The sequence below is a fragment of the Paenibacillus sp. sgz302148 genome (assembly GCF_056120465.1).
Window position 1 is genome coordinate 60,865 of sequence record NZ_JBVYOJ010000019.1, and the last position, 14,791, is coordinate 75,655.

The 14,791-nt window shown below is 47.6% G+C and carries 18 protein-coding genes; 7 read left to right on the plus strand and 11 right to left on the minus strand.

Annotated elements, in window-relative coordinates; all coding sequences use genetic code 11:
- Positions 1-68: 68 nt before the first annotated feature.
- Entirely contained in the window at positions 69-224 is a 156-nt protein-coding gene (locus tag AC0LWM_RS24805) for a hypothetical protein (protein WP_474677692.1), read from the minus strand.
- 143 nt (positions 225-367) lie between these two features.
- Between AC0LWM_RS24805 and AC0LWM_RS24810 the strand changes: the two genes are divergently transcribed.
- The gene (locus AC0LWM_RS24810) at positions 368-1,249 is read left to right on the plus strand and encodes a phosphotransferase family protein (protein WP_474677693.1); all 882 of its coding nucleotides are present in this window, start codon (positions 368-370) and stop codon (positions 1,247-1,249) included.
- A gap of 80 nt (positions 1,250-1,329) precedes the next feature.
- Here AC0LWM_RS24810 and AC0LWM_RS24815 read toward each other — a convergent pair whose 3' ends face one another.
- The 3 genes from AC0LWM_RS24815 to AC0LWM_RS24825 form a co-directional block, all read right to left on the minus strand.
- Positions 1,330-1,953 carry a DJ-1/PfpI family protein gene (locus AC0LWM_RS24815; RefSeq protein WP_474677694.1) on the minus strand — a complete coding sequence of 208 codons (624 nt, stop codon included), beginning with the start codon at positions 1,951-1,953 and terminating at the stop codon, positions 1,330-1,332.
- A 21-nt stretch (positions 1,954-1,974) separates the two neighbouring features.
- Positions 1,975-3,093, minus strand: coding sequence for an epoxide hydrolase family protein (locus tag AC0LWM_RS24820; protein WP_474677695.1), 1,119 nt, complete (start codon positions 3,091-3,093; stop codon positions 1,975-1,977).
- A 99-nt stretch (positions 3,094-3,192) separates the two neighbouring features.
- The gene (locus AC0LWM_RS24825; protein WP_474677696.1) at positions 3,193-4,008 is read right to left on the minus strand and encodes a DUF6597 domain-containing transcriptional factor; all 816 of its coding nucleotides are present in this window, start codon (positions 4,006-4,008) and stop codon (positions 3,193-3,195) included.
- Positions 4,009-4,205: 197 nt separating this feature from the next.
- On the opposite strand from AC0LWM_RS24825, the gene AC0LWM_RS24830 reads away from it, so the two are divergent.
- Together AC0LWM_RS24830 and sigJ are read left to right on the plus strand one after the other, a co-directional pair.
- On the plus strand, positions 4,206-5,504 hold the full coding sequence (locus tag AC0LWM_RS24830) for a protoporphyrinogen/coproporphyrinogen oxidase (protein WP_474677697.1): 1,299 nt from the start codon (positions 4,206-4,208) through the stop codon (positions 5,502-5,504).
- Positions 5,482-6,345: an RNA polymerase sigma factor SigJ gene (gene sigJ, locus AC0LWM_RS24835; protein ID WP_474677698.1), complete on the plus strand. Its 864-nt coding sequence runs from the start codon at positions 5,482-5,484 to the stop codon at positions 6,343-6,345. The genes AC0LWM_RS24830 and sigJ overlap by 23 nt, the downstream gene beginning before the upstream one ends.
- Before the next feature lie 99 nt (positions 6,346-6,444).
- On the opposite strand, the gene AC0LWM_RS24840 is transcribed toward sigJ, so the two are convergent.
- Positions 6,445-7,410, minus strand: a complete 966-nt coding sequence (locus tag AC0LWM_RS24840; RefSeq protein WP_474677699.1) for a helix-turn-helix transcriptional regulator — start codon at positions 7,408-7,410, stop codon at positions 6,445-6,447.
- Positions 7,411-7,601: 191 nt separating this feature from the next.
- Here AC0LWM_RS24840 and AC0LWM_RS24845 point away from each other — a divergent pair, with 191 nt between their 5' ends.
- The 3 genes from AC0LWM_RS24845 (at position 7,602) to AC0LWM_RS24855 (ending at position 9,201) form a co-directional block, all read left to right on the plus strand.
- Positions 7,602-8,024: a DoxX family protein gene (locus tag AC0LWM_RS24845; RefSeq protein WP_474677700.1), complete on the plus strand. Its 423-nt coding sequence runs from the start codon at positions 7,602-7,604 to the stop codon at positions 8,022-8,024.
- A gap of 205 nt (positions 8,025-8,229) precedes the next feature.
- Positions 8,230-8,709, plus strand: coding sequence for a GyrI-like domain-containing protein (locus AC0LWM_RS24850; RefSeq protein WP_474677701.1), 480 nt, complete (start codon positions 8,230-8,232; stop codon positions 8,707-8,709).
- Positions 8,710-8,733: 24 nt separating this feature from the next.
- Entirely contained in the window at positions 8,734-9,201 is a 468-nt protein-coding gene (locus tag AC0LWM_RS24855) for a phage tail protein (protein ID WP_474677702.1), read from the plus strand.
- Positions 9,202-9,341: 140 nt separating this feature from the next.
- On the opposite strand, the gene AC0LWM_RS24860 is transcribed toward AC0LWM_RS24855, so the two are convergent.
- Positions 9,342-10,292, minus strand: a complete 951-nt coding sequence (locus AC0LWM_RS24860) for a DsbA family protein (RefSeq protein ID WP_474677703.1) — start codon at positions 10,290-10,292, stop codon at positions 9,342-9,344.
- 164 nt (positions 10,293-10,456) lie between these two features.
- Here AC0LWM_RS24860 and AC0LWM_RS24865 point away from each other — a divergent pair, with 164 nt between their 5' ends.
- Positions 10,457-11,062 carry a TetR/AcrR family transcriptional regulator gene (locus tag AC0LWM_RS24865; protein WP_474677704.1) on the plus strand — a complete coding sequence of 202 codons (606 nt, stop codon included), beginning with the start codon at positions 10,457-10,459 and terminating at the stop codon, positions 11,060-11,062.
- A 148-nt stretch (positions 11,063-11,210) separates the two neighbouring features.
- On the opposite strand, the gene AC0LWM_RS24870 is transcribed toward AC0LWM_RS24865, so the two are convergent.
- The 5 genes from AC0LWM_RS24870 to AC0LWM_RS24890 form a co-directional block, all read right to left on the minus strand.
- Positions 11,211-11,822 (minus strand): flavin reductase family protein, encoded by a 612-nt coding sequence (locus tag AC0LWM_RS24870; RefSeq protein WP_474677774.1) that lies wholly within the window; start codon positions 11,820-11,822, stop codon positions 11,211-11,213.
- Positions 11,819-12,436, minus strand: a complete 618-nt coding sequence (locus AC0LWM_RS24875) for an alpha/beta hydrolase (RefSeq protein ID WP_474677705.1) — start codon at positions 12,434-12,436, stop codon at positions 11,819-11,821. Before AC0LWM_RS24875 ends, AC0LWM_RS24870 begins: the two co-directional genes overlap by 4 nt.
- The gene (locus tag AC0LWM_RS24880; RefSeq protein WP_474677706.1) at positions 12,433-13,383 is read right to left on the minus strand and encodes a ring-cleaving dioxygenase; all 951 of its coding nucleotides are present in this window, start codon (positions 13,381-13,383) and stop codon (positions 12,433-12,435) included. The genes AC0LWM_RS24875 and AC0LWM_RS24880 overlap by 4 nt, the downstream gene beginning before the upstream one ends.
- 27 nt (positions 13,384-13,410) lie before the next feature.
- Entirely contained in the window at positions 13,411-14,040 is a 630-nt protein-coding gene (locus tag AC0LWM_RS24885; RefSeq protein ID WP_474677707.1) for a nitroreductase family protein, read from the minus strand.
- An 82-nt stretch (positions 14,041-14,122) separates the two neighbouring features.
- Positions 14,123-14,569 carry a MarR family winged helix-turn-helix transcriptional regulator gene (locus AC0LWM_RS24890; RefSeq protein ID WP_474677708.1) on the minus strand — a complete coding sequence of 149 codons (447 nt, stop codon included), beginning with the start codon at positions 14,567-14,569 and terminating at the stop codon, positions 14,123-14,125.
- Positions 14,570-14,791: the final 222 nt, after the last annotated feature.

Sequence of the window (14,791 nt, forward strand, 5' to 3'; positions counted from 1 at the left end):
TTGGCGTTGTCATGTCCATTTTTTCACAATACCTGATTTTGGTCAATTGCGAATTGTTTAGATGGGAGCTACAGCTTTTTGAACGTGTTGTTGCTGTAGACATACTCGTCGAAAAGACCCTGAGAGCCGAACGGCAACAGAATCCGGCGTACCAGTGCGCCGGAAGTGCCCCAACCCGGCGCAGAATGACAAGGTCCTGCTGTCTCTTGATGATCCTCATTCATACTTCCCTCCTAAAAATGAAAATGACCCTTCGAAAAAGGGGTCTTGGCGCTGGGTCAAGAATATGATATATGGAAGACATCGAATATTATTCGGCTTTCAAAGAAACAAATCGGAAGAATCGCTCCAAAACAGGAGGTTACATATGAGTTCTATTCTAAACGTTATAGAAAAGCTAAAGTTGAACGTCTTGAATGTTGAAGATGTACCAGAGTCATTTAGTTCTGATGTATACAAACTTACTCTTGCCAGTGGAGAAAACGTTTTTGTAAAAATTCCATTTAACAAGGATAAACTATATCGTGAATTTCAGATGCTTGAAACATTAAAGGGTGTAATACCTGCTCCTAAGGTATTGGACATTTGGTACGGGGATGAAAGTACTACTGGAGCATTGCTTCTTTCAGCAATTCAAGGTATGCCTTGTACAGGGGACATCGATGAGAAACTCTCTTTTCAAATTGGCGTGTATCATGCTATGCTCCATGAGGTTAAAACTCCCGGGTACGGTTACCATGTAACCGATGGTTTTAAGTTACTTGACCAAAATAATTGGAGATTACATATCAAAAGTAATTTTGAAAAGTGGAAAGAGCCATGCAAAGAGATTCTCGACTCAAAATTGTACGAAAGATGTATTCTTCACTTTGATGGAGTTTTCTCTGCTCTACCGGATCCTGACGGACCATGCATTGTTCACATGGATTTTAGACCAGGTAATATATTGGTGAATGGTAACGAGGTTGCTGGCATTATTGATTTCGAGAGTGCCCGTGGTGGATCGTCGGAAATAGATTTTACAAAAGTCAATCGATATATCTGGGAAGTCAACCCGAGAACAAAGATACCGTTCATTGAAGGTTATCAATCGATTCGACCTATGTTGGCTCTGGAAAGAGTGCTGCCATTTTATGATATTTACGATGCTTTCAGCGCAGTTGTTTGGTGTATAAACAGAGGAATTGAAAAAAATCAAACGTTCCTTCAGGAAAATATTCTTACTTTAAGGAATTCGGTGGGTTATTGAGTATAGTTGTTAGATTTGATAGGGCAGGCCATCCCACAAAGGATGGCCTTTAAACTTGCCGTTGCAAGTTATGAATCGCCCTATTGCAGCGTCTCCATCATCGCATAAAAATATTTAGGGTCGCCTGTAGTGAAGTAGTTATACCACGCTTCTAACGTATCTTCCGCAAACAGGTCTAGCCGTGCAATAACCTCGCGCGCTAATAGCAGTGCACCCGCTGAGCCGGTTGTGATCAGATTGCCATCGGAAATGATTTTCTCGTCTTTATACCAAGCAGCGCCTTTGTATTTGGGGCTAAAAAACGTCAAATACTCCAGACTATTACTCGTATGCTGACGATCATCCAACAACCCGGCATCCGCAAGCGCGAGTGTCGCTCCGCATATGGCCGCAACATTGCCGCCGGCATTCAGAAGTTGTTTTGCATTTTCGATGATTGGCCCATTCATGGGATCTTTCCAATTATCAGCCCCTGGCAATAGCAATATCGCGGATGTTTCATGCGTAATTTCATCTACTGTCAGATCCGGAACTATTGTTATTCCGCCCTTTGTCGTGATAGGACGGTTGGAAGCTCCGACTGTTCGTACGGGAAGACGACTTCCACGATTTTTGAAATATTGGCCGGAGTTGAGCTCCGCAGTAACAAAGCCAAGCTCCCAGTCCGCCATCGTATCCAGCACATAAACATAAGCGTATTTCATAAGTTCCTCCTTGGTTATTTATTATTCGGAATAATGTACATGGATAAATCGTATCAGTTCATTGGCCAGAAGCTCGGGCTCCTCCAGCGCTGCAAAATGACCGCCGCGGGGCATTTTGTTATAGCTTCGCACATGTAGCGAACGTTCAGCCCAACTTGCGGGGAACTGGATTTCGCGTGGGAAGAGCGCGATACTTGCCGGTACTTTACGTGTCGCTGTGATCGGCGGAGCGCTATCTTCATTCGCTTGATTGGCCATGACAATTAGCCGATACATGCGTGCGGCAGATCCGGCCGTCTCGGTTAGCCAATAGATCATGATATTCGTAAGAAGTTCATCCCTTCCCCCGAATGCATCATCTACGGTCTCGTCGCCAGCCCCCGAAAGGATCATGCTGACGATCCAAGACGCCAAGCCAACCGGCGAATCGTTAAGTGAATAGGCGAGTGTTTGCGGTTTGGTAGCTTGCAGCTTCAGATAGGCCCCCTCTGTCTGAACCCAGGTCTGCGTGTCTAGCATGAACTGCCGATCAGCAGGGGACATTTCCGTCATATCTTCTCTCCCGGTTGGATACCCAGCATCTGTCAACAAGATCGCTTTCACAACGTCGGAGTGATGCGTTGATAACATTGTCACGATTCCAGTGCCGATGTCACCGCCGCAAGCCGCGAAGCTCTCGTATCCGAGTGTTTCTGTCATCATTTTGGCAAACAGGTGGGCGACTTGCTTCGGTGTTGTGGTCTTTCGATCCGAAAATCCAAAACCGGGAATCGAAGGCACGACAAGATCGAAGGAGTCGGATAACAGAGGGATCATCTTGTGAAATCGGTAGAAGCTGTCGGGCCAACCATGAACGAGCAATAGCGGCACCGCTTTTGGATTTTCGCTTTTAACATGCACGAAATGAAGGGTTGTTCCCTCTATAACAGTCTTGTATTGCGGCAAGGCATTTAATCTGACTTCATGAATACGCCAGTCATACTGCGTTCGCCAATAATCGATCAATTCTTTCATATAACCGAGATCTGCACCCATATACCAGCCTTCCCCAGCTGCTTCATCGGGCCACCGCGTATGATCCAGCCGCGTTTTCAAGTCTTCAAGATCTGATTTCGGAACATTGATTTTGAATGGAGTCATGATAGCTGATCTCCCCTTTCAAGCTACAGAATTTGATAGCTGCTTTCTGCATTGTAAGGGGACGACCAAGAGAATGTATTGTATATTTTTTCCCGAGATCTAGCTAGTGAGAGGGATGTGATTGGGGTGCAGGCTTTTTATAACGCGATACTCGGTCGGAGTGAGGCCGGAAAAGGACTGAAATTCTTTAATGAAATGGGACTGATCATAATAATCGCAAGACATGGCAAGATCGGCCCAATCGATATCATGGCTCTGTCTGATTAGACGTACCGCCTTTTGAAAACGCATTAAACGACTAAACTTTTTGGGTGTTAGTCCCACTTCATCCTTGAAAATTTGAATGAATCGTTTGGCGCTCATGTTAACCTGTTCAACCATGTTCGTAATGGATTCGGGGTGTTGCGGCTGCTGAAACGAGGCAATCGCAAACTGAACGGCTGAATGCGATGGCCTTGACCAATCACTTCGTAACAGAAAGTATTTTTCAAGGATACGAAATCGATCTTCTACCGTGTTGGAATAAAGCAGCTCATCGCGCAGATCAGTAGCCGCTATCCCCCATAAATCATCCAACGAGACATGTGTATCTTTTAACGCAATAGAAGGCAACTTTAGAAGCGGACCAGCGCAGCCCGGCTTAATATGTACGCCAATCATGGACCGCTCGCTTGAAGAATCCGTTATATAAAAATCGGAGTGAGGCCCGCTAATAACGGAGGATTCCAGTGTCGTCTCCTTGTCATCTCGATTGCGTATACGGGTTTTATGATCATACAGATCAATGACGAGATTGATCGAGCCGTCGGGTAGGGTGAGTCTTCTGGACCGCGGCGGATTCGTACCGGTAAAGGACCAGAAGTATTCGATGAAGGAAGACAAAGGAGGCCGGGGGAAATAGGTCTGAAACGGCATTGCTGCTCAATCCTTTCTGTCTCATTGTTTCTTCGCTTCCAGTATACCAAATGCCCGGGGTTTTTCGCTTCGCCTTTAATGAAAAGCGGGCTTCCGAATGAGCAAGGCACCCGTTTGGGTGTCTTTTTTTTGCGTATCTGTCACACTTCACATCCCTTCCCCGTCATACAGGTAAAATTTGAAGGGGATGATGAGTGATGCAAAAGGTTGATGTGGTCGTAGTTGGTGGAGGGATTGCGGGTTTAACCGCTGCAATATATGCAGCGAAAGCCGGGAAACAAACGGTGGTCATTGAAAAACAGAATCGCTTAGGCGGCCGAGCCGTTACCAACAAGAAAAAAGGAGCTTACTTCAATCTGGGCGCGCATGCCATGTATCAGGGAGATGCATACGCGACATTCCAGGAATTGGGGCTGACCATGCAAGGAAAGAAACCTTCATCGTTCGCTTATGGCGTTTGGAAAGGGAAATTGAACGCCTTGCCTTCGGATATGAAATCCTTGTTTACGACCCCGCTGCTGTCTTGGAAAGGAAAGATGGAGTTTGCTTCCTGTCTTATGAAAGTTTCAAAAGCGGATACCCGTCAATTTGACCGGATCAGTATCCGCGAATGGGTAGAAGGGAATATGCATGATCCCATGGTGCGCAATATCTTTTATTCGTTATTTCGTGCCGTCAGTTATGTGGTCGGGCCGGATTTGCCAGCCGCGGGTCCTGCATTGAAACAGCTGCAGAATACCCTAAAAGGCGCGTTATACCTGGATCGTGGCTGGGGTGAAATGATCGAGGAATTGCGGCAAAAGGCATCCGACCTTGGAGTGCGGATATTAACAAATACCAAAGTCTCGTCCATCGATTCTCGTGGCGGGATCGTGCGGCAAGTTCTCTTTGAAGACGGAACAAAAATCGATACGCACCACGTTATCCTTGCCACACCGCCTTCTGTCGCAAATGAGTTGGTGCCCTTTGCAGAAAAAACCGCCCTTTATACCTGGAAAGAACAGGCGATTGAGGTCACCGCAGCTTGTTTGGATGTGGCCTTGAAACGACTTCCCAAGCCGAAACAACAATTTGCTTACGGGATTGATCAGACAGTGCTTTTTAGCAATTATTCGCGTGCGGCTTATCTAAGCGACGATGGCGCGCAAGTCATATCGCTCATTAAGTACCAAGGGAAAGAAACGGACCCGGAGAAAGATTTGCACGAACTGGAAGGCGTGCTGGATTTGATGCAGCCGGGATGGCGGGAAGAATTGATTGTCAAGCAATACCTTCCTAAAATGGCGGTTTGTCACGACTTTATGCATATGAAACGTCTTGAGAATCCCGGACCCGCTGTCCCGGAAATACAAGGATTATATGTAGCAGGAGAATGGGCGTCGCACGGGGAAGTATTGGTCAATGCCGCGACGGCAAGCGCCAAAAGAGCCGTACAACACATGCTCTCCCTTGAGGGTAAGGAGAGGAACGCATATGAGCACAGAGGAATTATATAAACGTTATAAAACGGAGCTATTTTCGTTAGCCTATCGAATGCTCGGCAGCGTCATGGATGCGGAAGATATCGTACAAGATGCTTTTTTGAGCTATGACGGGCTGTCTGACATAGGGACAATCCGAAACGAAAGGGCATATTTATACAAAATCGTAACGAATGGTTGTCTTGATCTTTTGCGCTCGTCGGCGAAAAAACGGGAAATGTACGTCGGTCCGTGGCTTCCGGAGCCCCTGATTGGAAAAGGGGCTTCGGACAACGATCCATCCAATGAATATTTGCGGTCGGAGTCGATTTCCACGGCTTATCTTCTGCTTCTACAGCAATTGAGTGCAACGGAAAGGGCGGTTTTTCTTCTTCGAGAGATTTTTCATTATTCGTTTGAAGAGATTGCCGATATAGTCGGGAAAAGTATTGCGAATTGCCGGCAAATATTCCACCGCGCCAAAAAAGGCATCCATTTCGACCCGGACCTACAACCGTCGGTTTCCATTGCGGAGGATAAGATTAAAGAGTTTGTGAATTCGCTGTTGCAAGGAAATACGACAAAGCTTCTTGAGTTGGTTAGTGAGAATGTTGTTCTCTACTCGGATGGCGGAGGCAAAGTAAGCGCGGCACAAGTGCCTGTTGTCGGGTTTGAACAAGTGCTGAAGCTTCATCTAAATATGATCAACAGGCATGCGGGTAAAATTACGTATTCGTTCCTCATGGTGAACGGGCTCCCCGGAATTCACCTTCGTGTGGATGAAGGGATTCAATATGTTTATTCTTTTGCTTATCGAGATCATAAGATCGAAGCGATTTATACTGTCGCAAATCCGGAAAAGTTAAGACATCTATAGAACCACTATTTAAAAGCTCGAAAGGAGCTGCCGAGGCACTCCTTTCTTTTTTTTTCGCCTTAAAACCCGTTAAGGGGAACCGTCAAGCGGTAGTTAAGGTCAATTATTCCCCAGAACATCCACTCTCTCCTGTAATCCTTCTACAACTTCTTTCGGTATTTCCCTGACCTTGATATCTCTGCCTAAGAAAAGTAGCCAATTTGTTATTTCGGCCAATTCATCCGGATGATGAACATGGATGAAAGTCTTTAAAATAGCCGTAGTTTGAAAAGGATTCGTGTATGAAATTGTAATTTTTATTGGATGATACTTTTTGAACTGGGCAATCGCCTTGGGACCAAGTTCGAGGACGAGGTTGATGGCTTCCTCCTGCTTGCTTAGTTGTTCTACAATCTTCTTCTTGCTTATTCTTTTTTTCTCGGGGTATGGTTTGACATCGGTGAGATTGTCGACAGGAATAATCCGCCTCTTTTCCTCCTCTAGGTCGAAGCCTTCAATTTGCCAGGAGCTTTTTTCACGATATAGGTGCATGAGATAGATGGGATAAGACTTTATTTCCCTTCCTTCTTCAACGGAAACCACTAAGTAGCTGTCTACAAGAAGGATTTGGATGAGTTGTTCTAACATCGGATGGGGCAGATCCGATAGATCAAGCAGGTCAGGATTGTGGGGGTTGGTACCTTCGAAGAGCAAGATTTGATTTAACAGAACAAGATCGTCTTGCTGGTTTTCAGAGATGAGGCCAAGCAATTTTTCCGCTAAAGATTGGCGACTCTTGAGATAAGGGAGTTGTAGATTTCGTGTGGCCATGAAGGCGATAAAAAGAGCTTTAATCTCATTATCGGTAAAGCGGACAGTGGGCAGGACGGAGTTGCGCATCACAAAATAACCCCCGTCCCTCCCGACTTCGGCGACTAGAGGCATGCCCATCGCTTCAATTTCCCTGATATCTCTAATCGCCGTCGAACGGGAGATGTTAAACTCTTGCATGATTTCCGAAATGGTAAAATGGGCGCGGTTATTGATGTACCGCATGATGATGTTAATCCGTTCTACTTTTTTCATAAGGCCCTCTAAACAGTATCATATTTTGACATGATTTATCGTTATTATAAACCCATCAAGTAAAAAAACAAATTCAAAAAAAGGAGCTGGGATGATGGCAACGTATACCTTTGAGGAAAAAGACAGCTTTATCGTTCTTGGTATTGGAACGGAACTGAAGAAGTAAACGAAAAACCAAAGGAGGAATGGAAATGAGTACGATTATCGGTAATGAAAATATCGCGAAGGTAGAATCCCGACCTATTGGAAGGTTGGCCGCTTATTGGACCGTCACAATATTTCTCGCATTCTCTATTGCATTAAGCGGTATCGGGCATTTGATGCGATATGGTGGCAATGTCGATTTAGTGACCGATATTGGTTTCCCGTTATATGTCACGAACATTCTCGGAGCTTGGAAATTGCTTGGAATCATTGCGATCGTAATGCCAGGTTTCCCCCGGCTCAAGGAATGGGCTTACAGCGGTATCTTTTTTCTAATGACGGGTGCGGCCTTATCTCATGCTTTCGCTTATGATTACGGTGATTATGGATTCCATATTATTCTTCCGCTTTTCTATGCCGCGCTTGGCATCGCCTCCTGGGCGCTGCGTCCGAAAAACCGCAGACTCTAATGGGGAGTGAAATTAACGCCAGCCCACTCGTGACTCTGATAGACTTCTACTACCTAAAGCACTAATATTAGGTAGGGGGCGCTGTGGGAGAGAACAATCGGTTGACCTCTAAACAGTATCATATTTTGACATGATTTATGGTTATGATAAACCTATCAAGTGAATAAACAAAATAATTGATCCATTCAAAAAAGGAGCTGGGATAATGGCAACGTATACCTTTGAGGAAAAAGACAGCTTTATCGTCCTTGGTATTGGAACGGAGCTGAAAAGCGATTACACGGACTATGCCGGCATGAACAAGGAGAAGGAAAACTTTTGGCGGGCAGTGGAGCAGGATGGAAGGCTTGACGCTTTAAAGGCTGTCGCTGCGAACGACTACATCTTTGCGGTGAACGAAGCGGTAAATCATAAGATGATGTATTATGCCGGCGTCATGACAGATTCATCGATACCGGAAGAACATAGAGTGATCCAATTCCCTAAGGGGCAATACCTCGTCGTTAAAGGCGAAGGGAAGTCGGCTGATGAGTTGAGTAGTATGCTTACCGGCATTGCCTTTGGTCAAGTCTTGCCAGCAGCCGATAAATACGCCTATGTAGGCGGGCCCAATACAACGGTTGAGATGGGGCAGCGAGACGGCTTCGTATATGGCGAAATGTGGATTCCGGTTGTGAGGAAGTAAACGAGATCGGCAGGAGGAATGAGGATGTCCCTTATCGTTGATTTTAAAAATGTGTCTACGGTTGGTCTGGAATCGTCGCCAGTAGCAGAAGCGCTAGCCGGTATGCGTGCGAATGAAGCCCGTTACTTCATGAACAAATACAATCACGAATTTACGGTCGTACCGGCCAGCGAAAGCCAGGAGACGCTTGATTATGTGAGACGAGTTTTGAAAGAAGAACGTGGTATTGAGTTTGCGGCCCAACCTCTAGAAACATCGCGTTTTCAAGTAGAAAATATCAAATGGGCCTTCGTCTTTTATGAGGATGGTCTAGCGGTCAACGTCTTGTATACGGTGGATGATCCTAAGAAGCGGGCCGTTGGATTTAAGCTATCTGAGGGGATGGAAGTACCCAAGGAGTTGGAAGAGAAGAAGTTCAAATTTGCAAGACAGAAGTCCAAACTGGCTGGGACCATTCGAGGTTCGTTCTTCGTCATTAAAGGAGAATATTGAAGCAATCAACGCCCCTTAGAATGGATCGGATTACCTGTAGGGTTAGTCCAATATCTATTCTAAGGGGTGCGATTAACTATGAGTTTATGATTCAGTTTAGAGACTTTTCCGTCGAAAGGAATTCAAGACTTTCTCCATTATTATTTCGTGGTTGTAAAATAGGATTCCCCTAGAAGTTCCTTCACTTGATAACTGCTTGGTGAAAGTTCTTTTTCAACAAAAGCGTTGATTTCCGACTTTTCGATATCATACATAACTTCAATTTCTTTGGAAAATAACAGCTTTTCTTTTTCAAGCAAGTTAGAAAGGGATGGTTGTTGTTTTGGTTGTATTTCTTCCATATTTAGAATTTGCTTCAGGCCTTCAACATAGGACTCAAACGGACGACTACCTACGATTTTCAATCCTTTTTTCTCCTCGTTGATCATAATGATCGTCGGGAAACCTCGAACACCAAGGCTTCTAGCGAGACTAAAATCTTCATTCAGTAAGGATTGGCCGGATTGTCGCTCGGCATCTTGGACAATCGCTATTCCATCAAGTCCAAGCTGGTTAACGATGTCTATCATAACGGATTCCTCCGCGATATTACGATTAAACGCGAATAGAGCTTCTCGTGATCGTCTTAAGTAATTATAGGCTAATGCATCGTTGTCATGTTGTTGAATCACTTTAAATACACGAGAAGGCGGGTAAGAGGATTGAACTGGATCGCTCAGCATCAGTGAACCGTCAATCGGCATGCGCGAATATTCACCAACCTCTCTCCAGTGGCCGAAGACGTCAGCCGGTCCTGATATACCGTTACGTGGGTCGACCGGCTTATCACCCCATTTTTCCAGCAGTCCACCCATTACCGTATGGAAGTTAAAATAATGTCCATACTGCTCCTTAAATCGCCGAAGAACAGGATCAAGCGCCCAGCAGTGAGAGCAGATCGGATCCGTTACATAATAAACTTCAATGGATTTTTGAGGTTGATTAAAATCGATAACCTCCATTTCTTCCTCCCCAGCTACTCCACATACACCTGTTTCTAAATCACAAATCATATTATTTTCGTTCGCCATTCGTTTATCCTCATTTACCATGATTGTTGCCTCCTTGTAGTCATAAACAAGCGTTACTAGAAACTTTGCTTTGTTTACAATCAAATTCTAGCCATAATCAATCGATCGGAACACCAATAGATCATTCGATTTGTCGTTTATGCAACACATTGATACAATTGTTTAAAAAGTCGGAGGGACATGATATGACTCAATCAAAGACAGATCCCCGAATTTTAAGAACTCGTAAGTTAATCATGGACTCTTTTATTGAACTTTCAGGCAAAAAAGAATTCAAGGATATTACCGTTAAAGATATTACAACGGAGGCTAACATTAACCGTGCAACGTTCTATTATCACTTTGAAGATATATATGACTTGCTCGACAAGGTATTATCGGAAGTTTTATTGATTAATTTGAATGCCATAGACTTCGAGAAAAGCGAACTCAATGAGGAATCGATTATGGATATTTTCGCGGCCATAACGGATTTCCAAAAAGCTTTATCCAGTCGGTGTCATAGAGGATACGATGAGACGATAGCCCGTATTATTAGGGAACAACTTGAAATCATTTTCTATGGAATGTTGCGAAAACAACATACAACGAAAGAGGATGAATCTCTAAAAATTACAGCTGTCATGTTAAGTTGGGGAATTTACGGTGCTTCTGTGGAGTGGAGAAGAAATCGTAAGGAATTATCGCCGGAACAATTTATCAAGTCGGCCATTCCTTTTCTGATGTCTGGGATTAAGTGGGCGTTTGATAAAAAGGAATTGCTGGCCTCTGAGACTATGAGTTTCAGTTAGGGTGTTGGTTCGTGTTCTCGTCGAGATGCCGATCCAGCGTCAAGGATCCCGGCCGACGTAGCTTTTGCCGCCGCGCACGCAAAAACCGGTCGGATTCGCCATCCGGCCGGTTTGTCTATTCGCTTGGACATCCTTCTTTATTCTTTGCTTACACGGGCCGCTCGATCGAGAACGTCTCGCCCAGCTTGGCGTACGAGCTGCCTGCCAACCTGGAGACGGGCGCCAGCTTGACGGGATCGATATGGCCGTTCTCATACACGGCCTCGTCCAAGTGGAAGTAGACGACCCGGCCGATCAGCAGGTCGCAGGCCGGCGCACCTTCCTCGCCGCCGAGCGGGATCGATCGTTCCAGCACGCATTCCATGCGGATTTTCGCTTCCGCGACTCCCGGCACTGCGATCTTGGCGCTGGCCGCCGGTGTCAGTCCGGCGAGGGCGACCTCGCTTTCCTCTGGAGGCAGATTCGCGGCCGTTTCGTTGATCTTCGCGATGTAGGATTCGTCGGCGACGTGAACGACGAACTCCCTAGTCTCCATCGCGTTTCTCGAAGTGTCCTTGGGCTCTCCGTTCCTCCGTTGCACGGAGACGGATACCATCGGCGGATTCGAGGAAACAATATTGAAGTAGCTGAACGGAGCGGCGTTCAGAACGCCGTCTTGGGACAGGGTCGTCACGAAGGCGATCGGCCTTGGAACAATGCTTCCGATGAGCAGCTTGTAGCCCTCCCGTTCGCTTAACGCCGCCGAATCCAAGCCGATCATGAGCGGCCTCCGAACCGGTTCGCGAACCAATCGGCAGCCGCCTTCGCTTCGGTCGCCGTCAGCCGGTGCCCGTACCGTTCCCAATGCGTCTCCACCGAAGCGCCGGCGCCGGACAGCAAGGCAACAAGTTCCTTCGTCTCTTCCGGCGTGCAGATCGGATCGTTCTCACCGGCCCCGACGAAGATTGGCACTCCGGTCAAATCCGGCAGCTTAACACCTCGAATGGGCACCATCGGATGATGCAGGATCGCTCCTTTTAGCGAATCCGTATAATGGAACAGAAGACTTCCCGCGATATTGGCGCCGTTAGAATATCCGACCGCCACTACGTTATGGCGGTCGAAGCCGTATTCTGCGGAAGCCGTGTCCAAGAAATCGTTCAGCTCTTTCGTCCGGAAGACGAGATCCTCCAGGTCGAACACGCCTTCGGCTAATCTGCGGAAGAACCTCGGCATCCCGTTCTCCAGTACGTTGCCCCTGACGCTAAGAACCGACGACCGCGGGGACAGCTGCTCGGCCAGAGGCAACAGGTCTTGCTCCGTCCCGCCGGTCCCGTGCAATAGCAGGAGAACCGGCGCTTTCGAATCCGTGCCCGTTTTGAAAATATGCTTCATGCTTTATCCGCCTCCAATACGCGAACTTCGATCGGCGTCAAGCCTTGTTCGATCTCGGCCCGGTGCGGCTCGAACCACGCCGGCAGCATCAGCTTCTCCCCCATCGTCTCAGCAGGTTCGTCTCTCGCGAAGCCCGGAGGATCGGTCGCGATCTCGAATAGGATTCCGCCTTCTTCCCGGAAGTAGATCGCGTTGAAATATTGCCGGTCGATGAATGGCGTCGGATGGAATCCATTCTCCTCGACGACGCTTCTCCAGCGCGCGTGGTCCTCGTCGTCCGCCGCTCTCCAGGCGATGTGGTGCACCGTGCCCGCGCCGCCGACTCCGCGCTCCATCGGAGCGATATTCACGTCGATGACGTTGCCCAGATCCCCCGTCGCCCGGAAGCGGGTATATTCGCCGTCGTTCGCGATTCGGGTTAAGCCCATCACGTTTTCCAGGACGGATGCGGTACGATCGGGAGCCGTGCTGAACAACACCGCGCCCCCGAAGCCTTTAATCGCTTTGTCAGCAGGCACTCCGCCGAAAGTCCATCGGCTGGCAGGACCGGCTTCGCGCTCTACAAGCTCGATCCTCAAGCCGTCCGGATCCTCGAATTGGATCAACGCTTCCCCGAAGCGGCTCGTCTCCGATGTCTCGATTCCGAATTTAGCCAACCGTTCTTTCCAGAACCCCATGCTTCCCGCCGGCACGGCGTACGAAGTAATGCCGACTTGCCCTCCGCCGACGCGGCCTTTGCGCGAAGTCGGCCAAGGGAAGAATGTAATGACCGTCCCCGGGCTGCCCGCTTCGTTGCCGAAATACAAATGGTACACTTCCGGCGCGTCGAAGTTGATCGTTTTTTTCACCAAACGGAGCCCAAGCACGCCCGAATAAAAGTCCACCGTTTGTTGCGCATGCCTCACAAATGCCGTTACGTGATGAATACCTGTCGTTTGTTGTCTCATAGTTAACCTCTCCTTATTTTAATGTTATTATTGAAAACCGTTGTAGCTCACGAATTCGCCGACCACCTTGCGATAACCGCGCGGCCTTTGGCTCGTTGCGTCTTCTTTGCCGATCGTGATCATCATCGCCGGGACGTAATCTTCCGGAACGTTCAGAAGCTCGCGGACCGCGTCCGGATCGAAGCCGATCATCGGACAGGTGTCCCATCCTTTCTCTTTGGCAATCAGCATGAACAGCATCGCGGATAAACTCGCGCTGCGAACGGCTTCCTCCTTCTGAAAGCCTTCGCCTCTCCCCTCGTAGAACGAGAGCACGGATTCGACAGTCATGTCGTACTCTTGCTTGCTCATGACGCCCAGGTTGAGATTTCCTTCGTTCAGAGAACCCACGTCCTTGTAGGCTTTAGTATTACCCAGAACGAGAATGACAGCCGAAGATGTCAACACCTTGTATTGTTTGTTGGCGGCTTCATACATTCGTTGCTTGAGCGCCGGATCCTTCACCACCGCGAAATGCGTGTGCTGCAAGTTAAAGGCGGACGGAGCGAATTTCGTCAAGCCGAACATCTCGTTCAGCTCGCGTTCCGTGATTTCTACGTCCGGAATGAATTTCATGGCCGATCTGCGGCTTTTCACTAATGTCTCGAACTCGCTCATGATGGTACCTCCGACCTATACTTTGAATTATATTATCTTTATTTTAAGATATAAGAGCTGCATTTGGGAGGGCGGGCTTCTTCTATTGGAAGCCTTCCTCCGCAAACTTCCCCAGCTTCTTGAGCAGCCGGCTGGCCGCTTTCTTCTCTTCCTCGTCCAGACCGCCCATCGCTTGGCGGATGACTTCCGCGTGCTGGGGGAACACTTCTTCGATCATCCGTTCTCCGGCTTCGGTCAGATCCGCGTAGATCAGTCTGCGGTCCTCCGTGCAAGCTCTCCGCTGCACGAACCCTTTCTTCTCGAGCTTATCCACCACGTAGGTGATGTTGCCGCTGCTCATCAACACCTTGCTGCCGATCTGCTGAAGCGGCTGGGAGCCTTTATGGTAAAGAAGTTCGATAACGCCGAATTCGGTCCGGTTCATCCCGTATCGCTTAATGTCCCGATCGATGTGCGCGTTCGCCCACTGGGCCGCTCGGTTAAGGGCGATGAATAGATCCAGCGATGCGTCCCTTTCGGTTGTTCCCATCGTAATCGCCTCCTTTCGGTGAGTTTTTATCTCGATTTCAATTATCTTGATTTAAAGATAATACAATTCGGAACAACTGTCAACCCCCCCCCCGAAAAAAGATTTCGCGTCTTTATCGGGATCGGCCTGCTTCAGGAACCCTCGAAACATGGAAAATCCGCTCATAAAGCCTAAAGTTGGAGTTTAGGGAAATTTTCGTATGAGGGAAAAAAGGCAATGTTT

Bases quoted from the DNA above. Each gene is read 5' to 3' on its own strand.
- AC0LWM_RS24805 (WP_474677692.1), bottom strand. From the start codon at position 224: ATGAATGAGGATCATCAAGAGACAGCAGGACCTTGTCATTCTGCGCCG.
- AC0LWM_RS24810 (WP_474677693.1), top strand. From the start codon at position 368: ATGAGTTCTATTCTAAACGTTATAGAAAAGCTAAAGTTGAACGTCTTG.
- AC0LWM_RS24815 (WP_474677694.1), bottom strand. From the start codon at position 1,953: ATGAAATACGCTTATGTTTATGTGCTGGATACGATGGCGGACTGGGAG.
- AC0LWM_RS24820 (WP_474677695.1), bottom strand. From the start codon at position 3,093: ATGACTCCATTCAAAATCAATGTTCCGAAATCAGATCTTGAAGACTTG.
- AC0LWM_RS24825 (WP_474677696.1), bottom strand. From the start codon at position 4,008: ATGCCGTTTCAGACCTATTTCCCCCGGCCTCCTTTGTCTTCCTTCATC.
- AC0LWM_RS24830 (WP_474677697.1), top strand. From the start codon at position 4,206: ATGCAAAAGGTTGATGTGGTCGTAGTTGGTGGAGGGATTGCGGGTTTA.
- sigJ (WP_474677698.1), top strand. From the start codon at position 5,482: ATGAGCACAGAGGAATTATATAAACGTTATAAAACGGAGCTATTTTCG.
- AC0LWM_RS24840 (WP_474677699.1), bottom strand. From the start codon at position 7,410: ATGAAAAAAGTAGAACGGATTAACATCATCATGCGGTACATCAATAAC.
- AC0LWM_RS24845 (WP_474677700.1), top strand. From the start codon at position 7,602: ATGAGTACGATTATCGGTAATGAAAATATCGCGAAGGTAGAATCCCGA.
- AC0LWM_RS24850 (WP_474677701.1), top strand. From the start codon at position 8,230: ATGGCAACGTATACCTTTGAGGAAAAAGACAGCTTTATCGTCCTTGGT.
- AC0LWM_RS24855 (WP_474677702.1), top strand. From the start codon at position 8,734: ATGTCCCTTATCGTTGATTTTAAAAATGTGTCTACGGTTGGTCTGGAA.
- AC0LWM_RS24860 (WP_474677703.1), bottom strand. From the start codon at position 10,292: ATGGTAAATGAGGATAAACGAATGGCGAACGAAAATAATATGATTTGT.
- AC0LWM_RS24865 (WP_474677704.1), top strand. From the start codon at position 10,457: ATGACTCAATCAAAGACAGATCCCCGAATTTTAAGAACTCGTAAGTTA.
- AC0LWM_RS24870 (WP_474677774.1), bottom strand. From the start codon at position 11,822: ATGATCGGCTTGGATTCGGCGGCGTTAAGCGAACGGGAGGGCTACAAG.
- AC0LWM_RS24875 (WP_474677705.1), bottom strand. From the start codon at position 12,436: ATGAAGCATATTTTCAAAACGGGCACGGATTCGAAAGCGCCGGTTCTC.
- AC0LWM_RS24880 (WP_474677706.1), bottom strand. From the start codon at position 13,383: ATGAGACAACAAACGACAGGTATTCATCACGTAACGGCATTTGTGAGG.
- AC0LWM_RS24885 (WP_474677707.1), bottom strand. From the start codon at position 14,040: ATGAGCGAGTTCGAGACATTAGTGAAAAGCCGCAGATCGGCCATGAAA.
- AC0LWM_RS24890 (WP_474677708.1), bottom strand. From the start codon at position 14,569: ATGGGAACAACCGAAAGGGACGCATCGCTGGATCTATTCATCGCCCTT.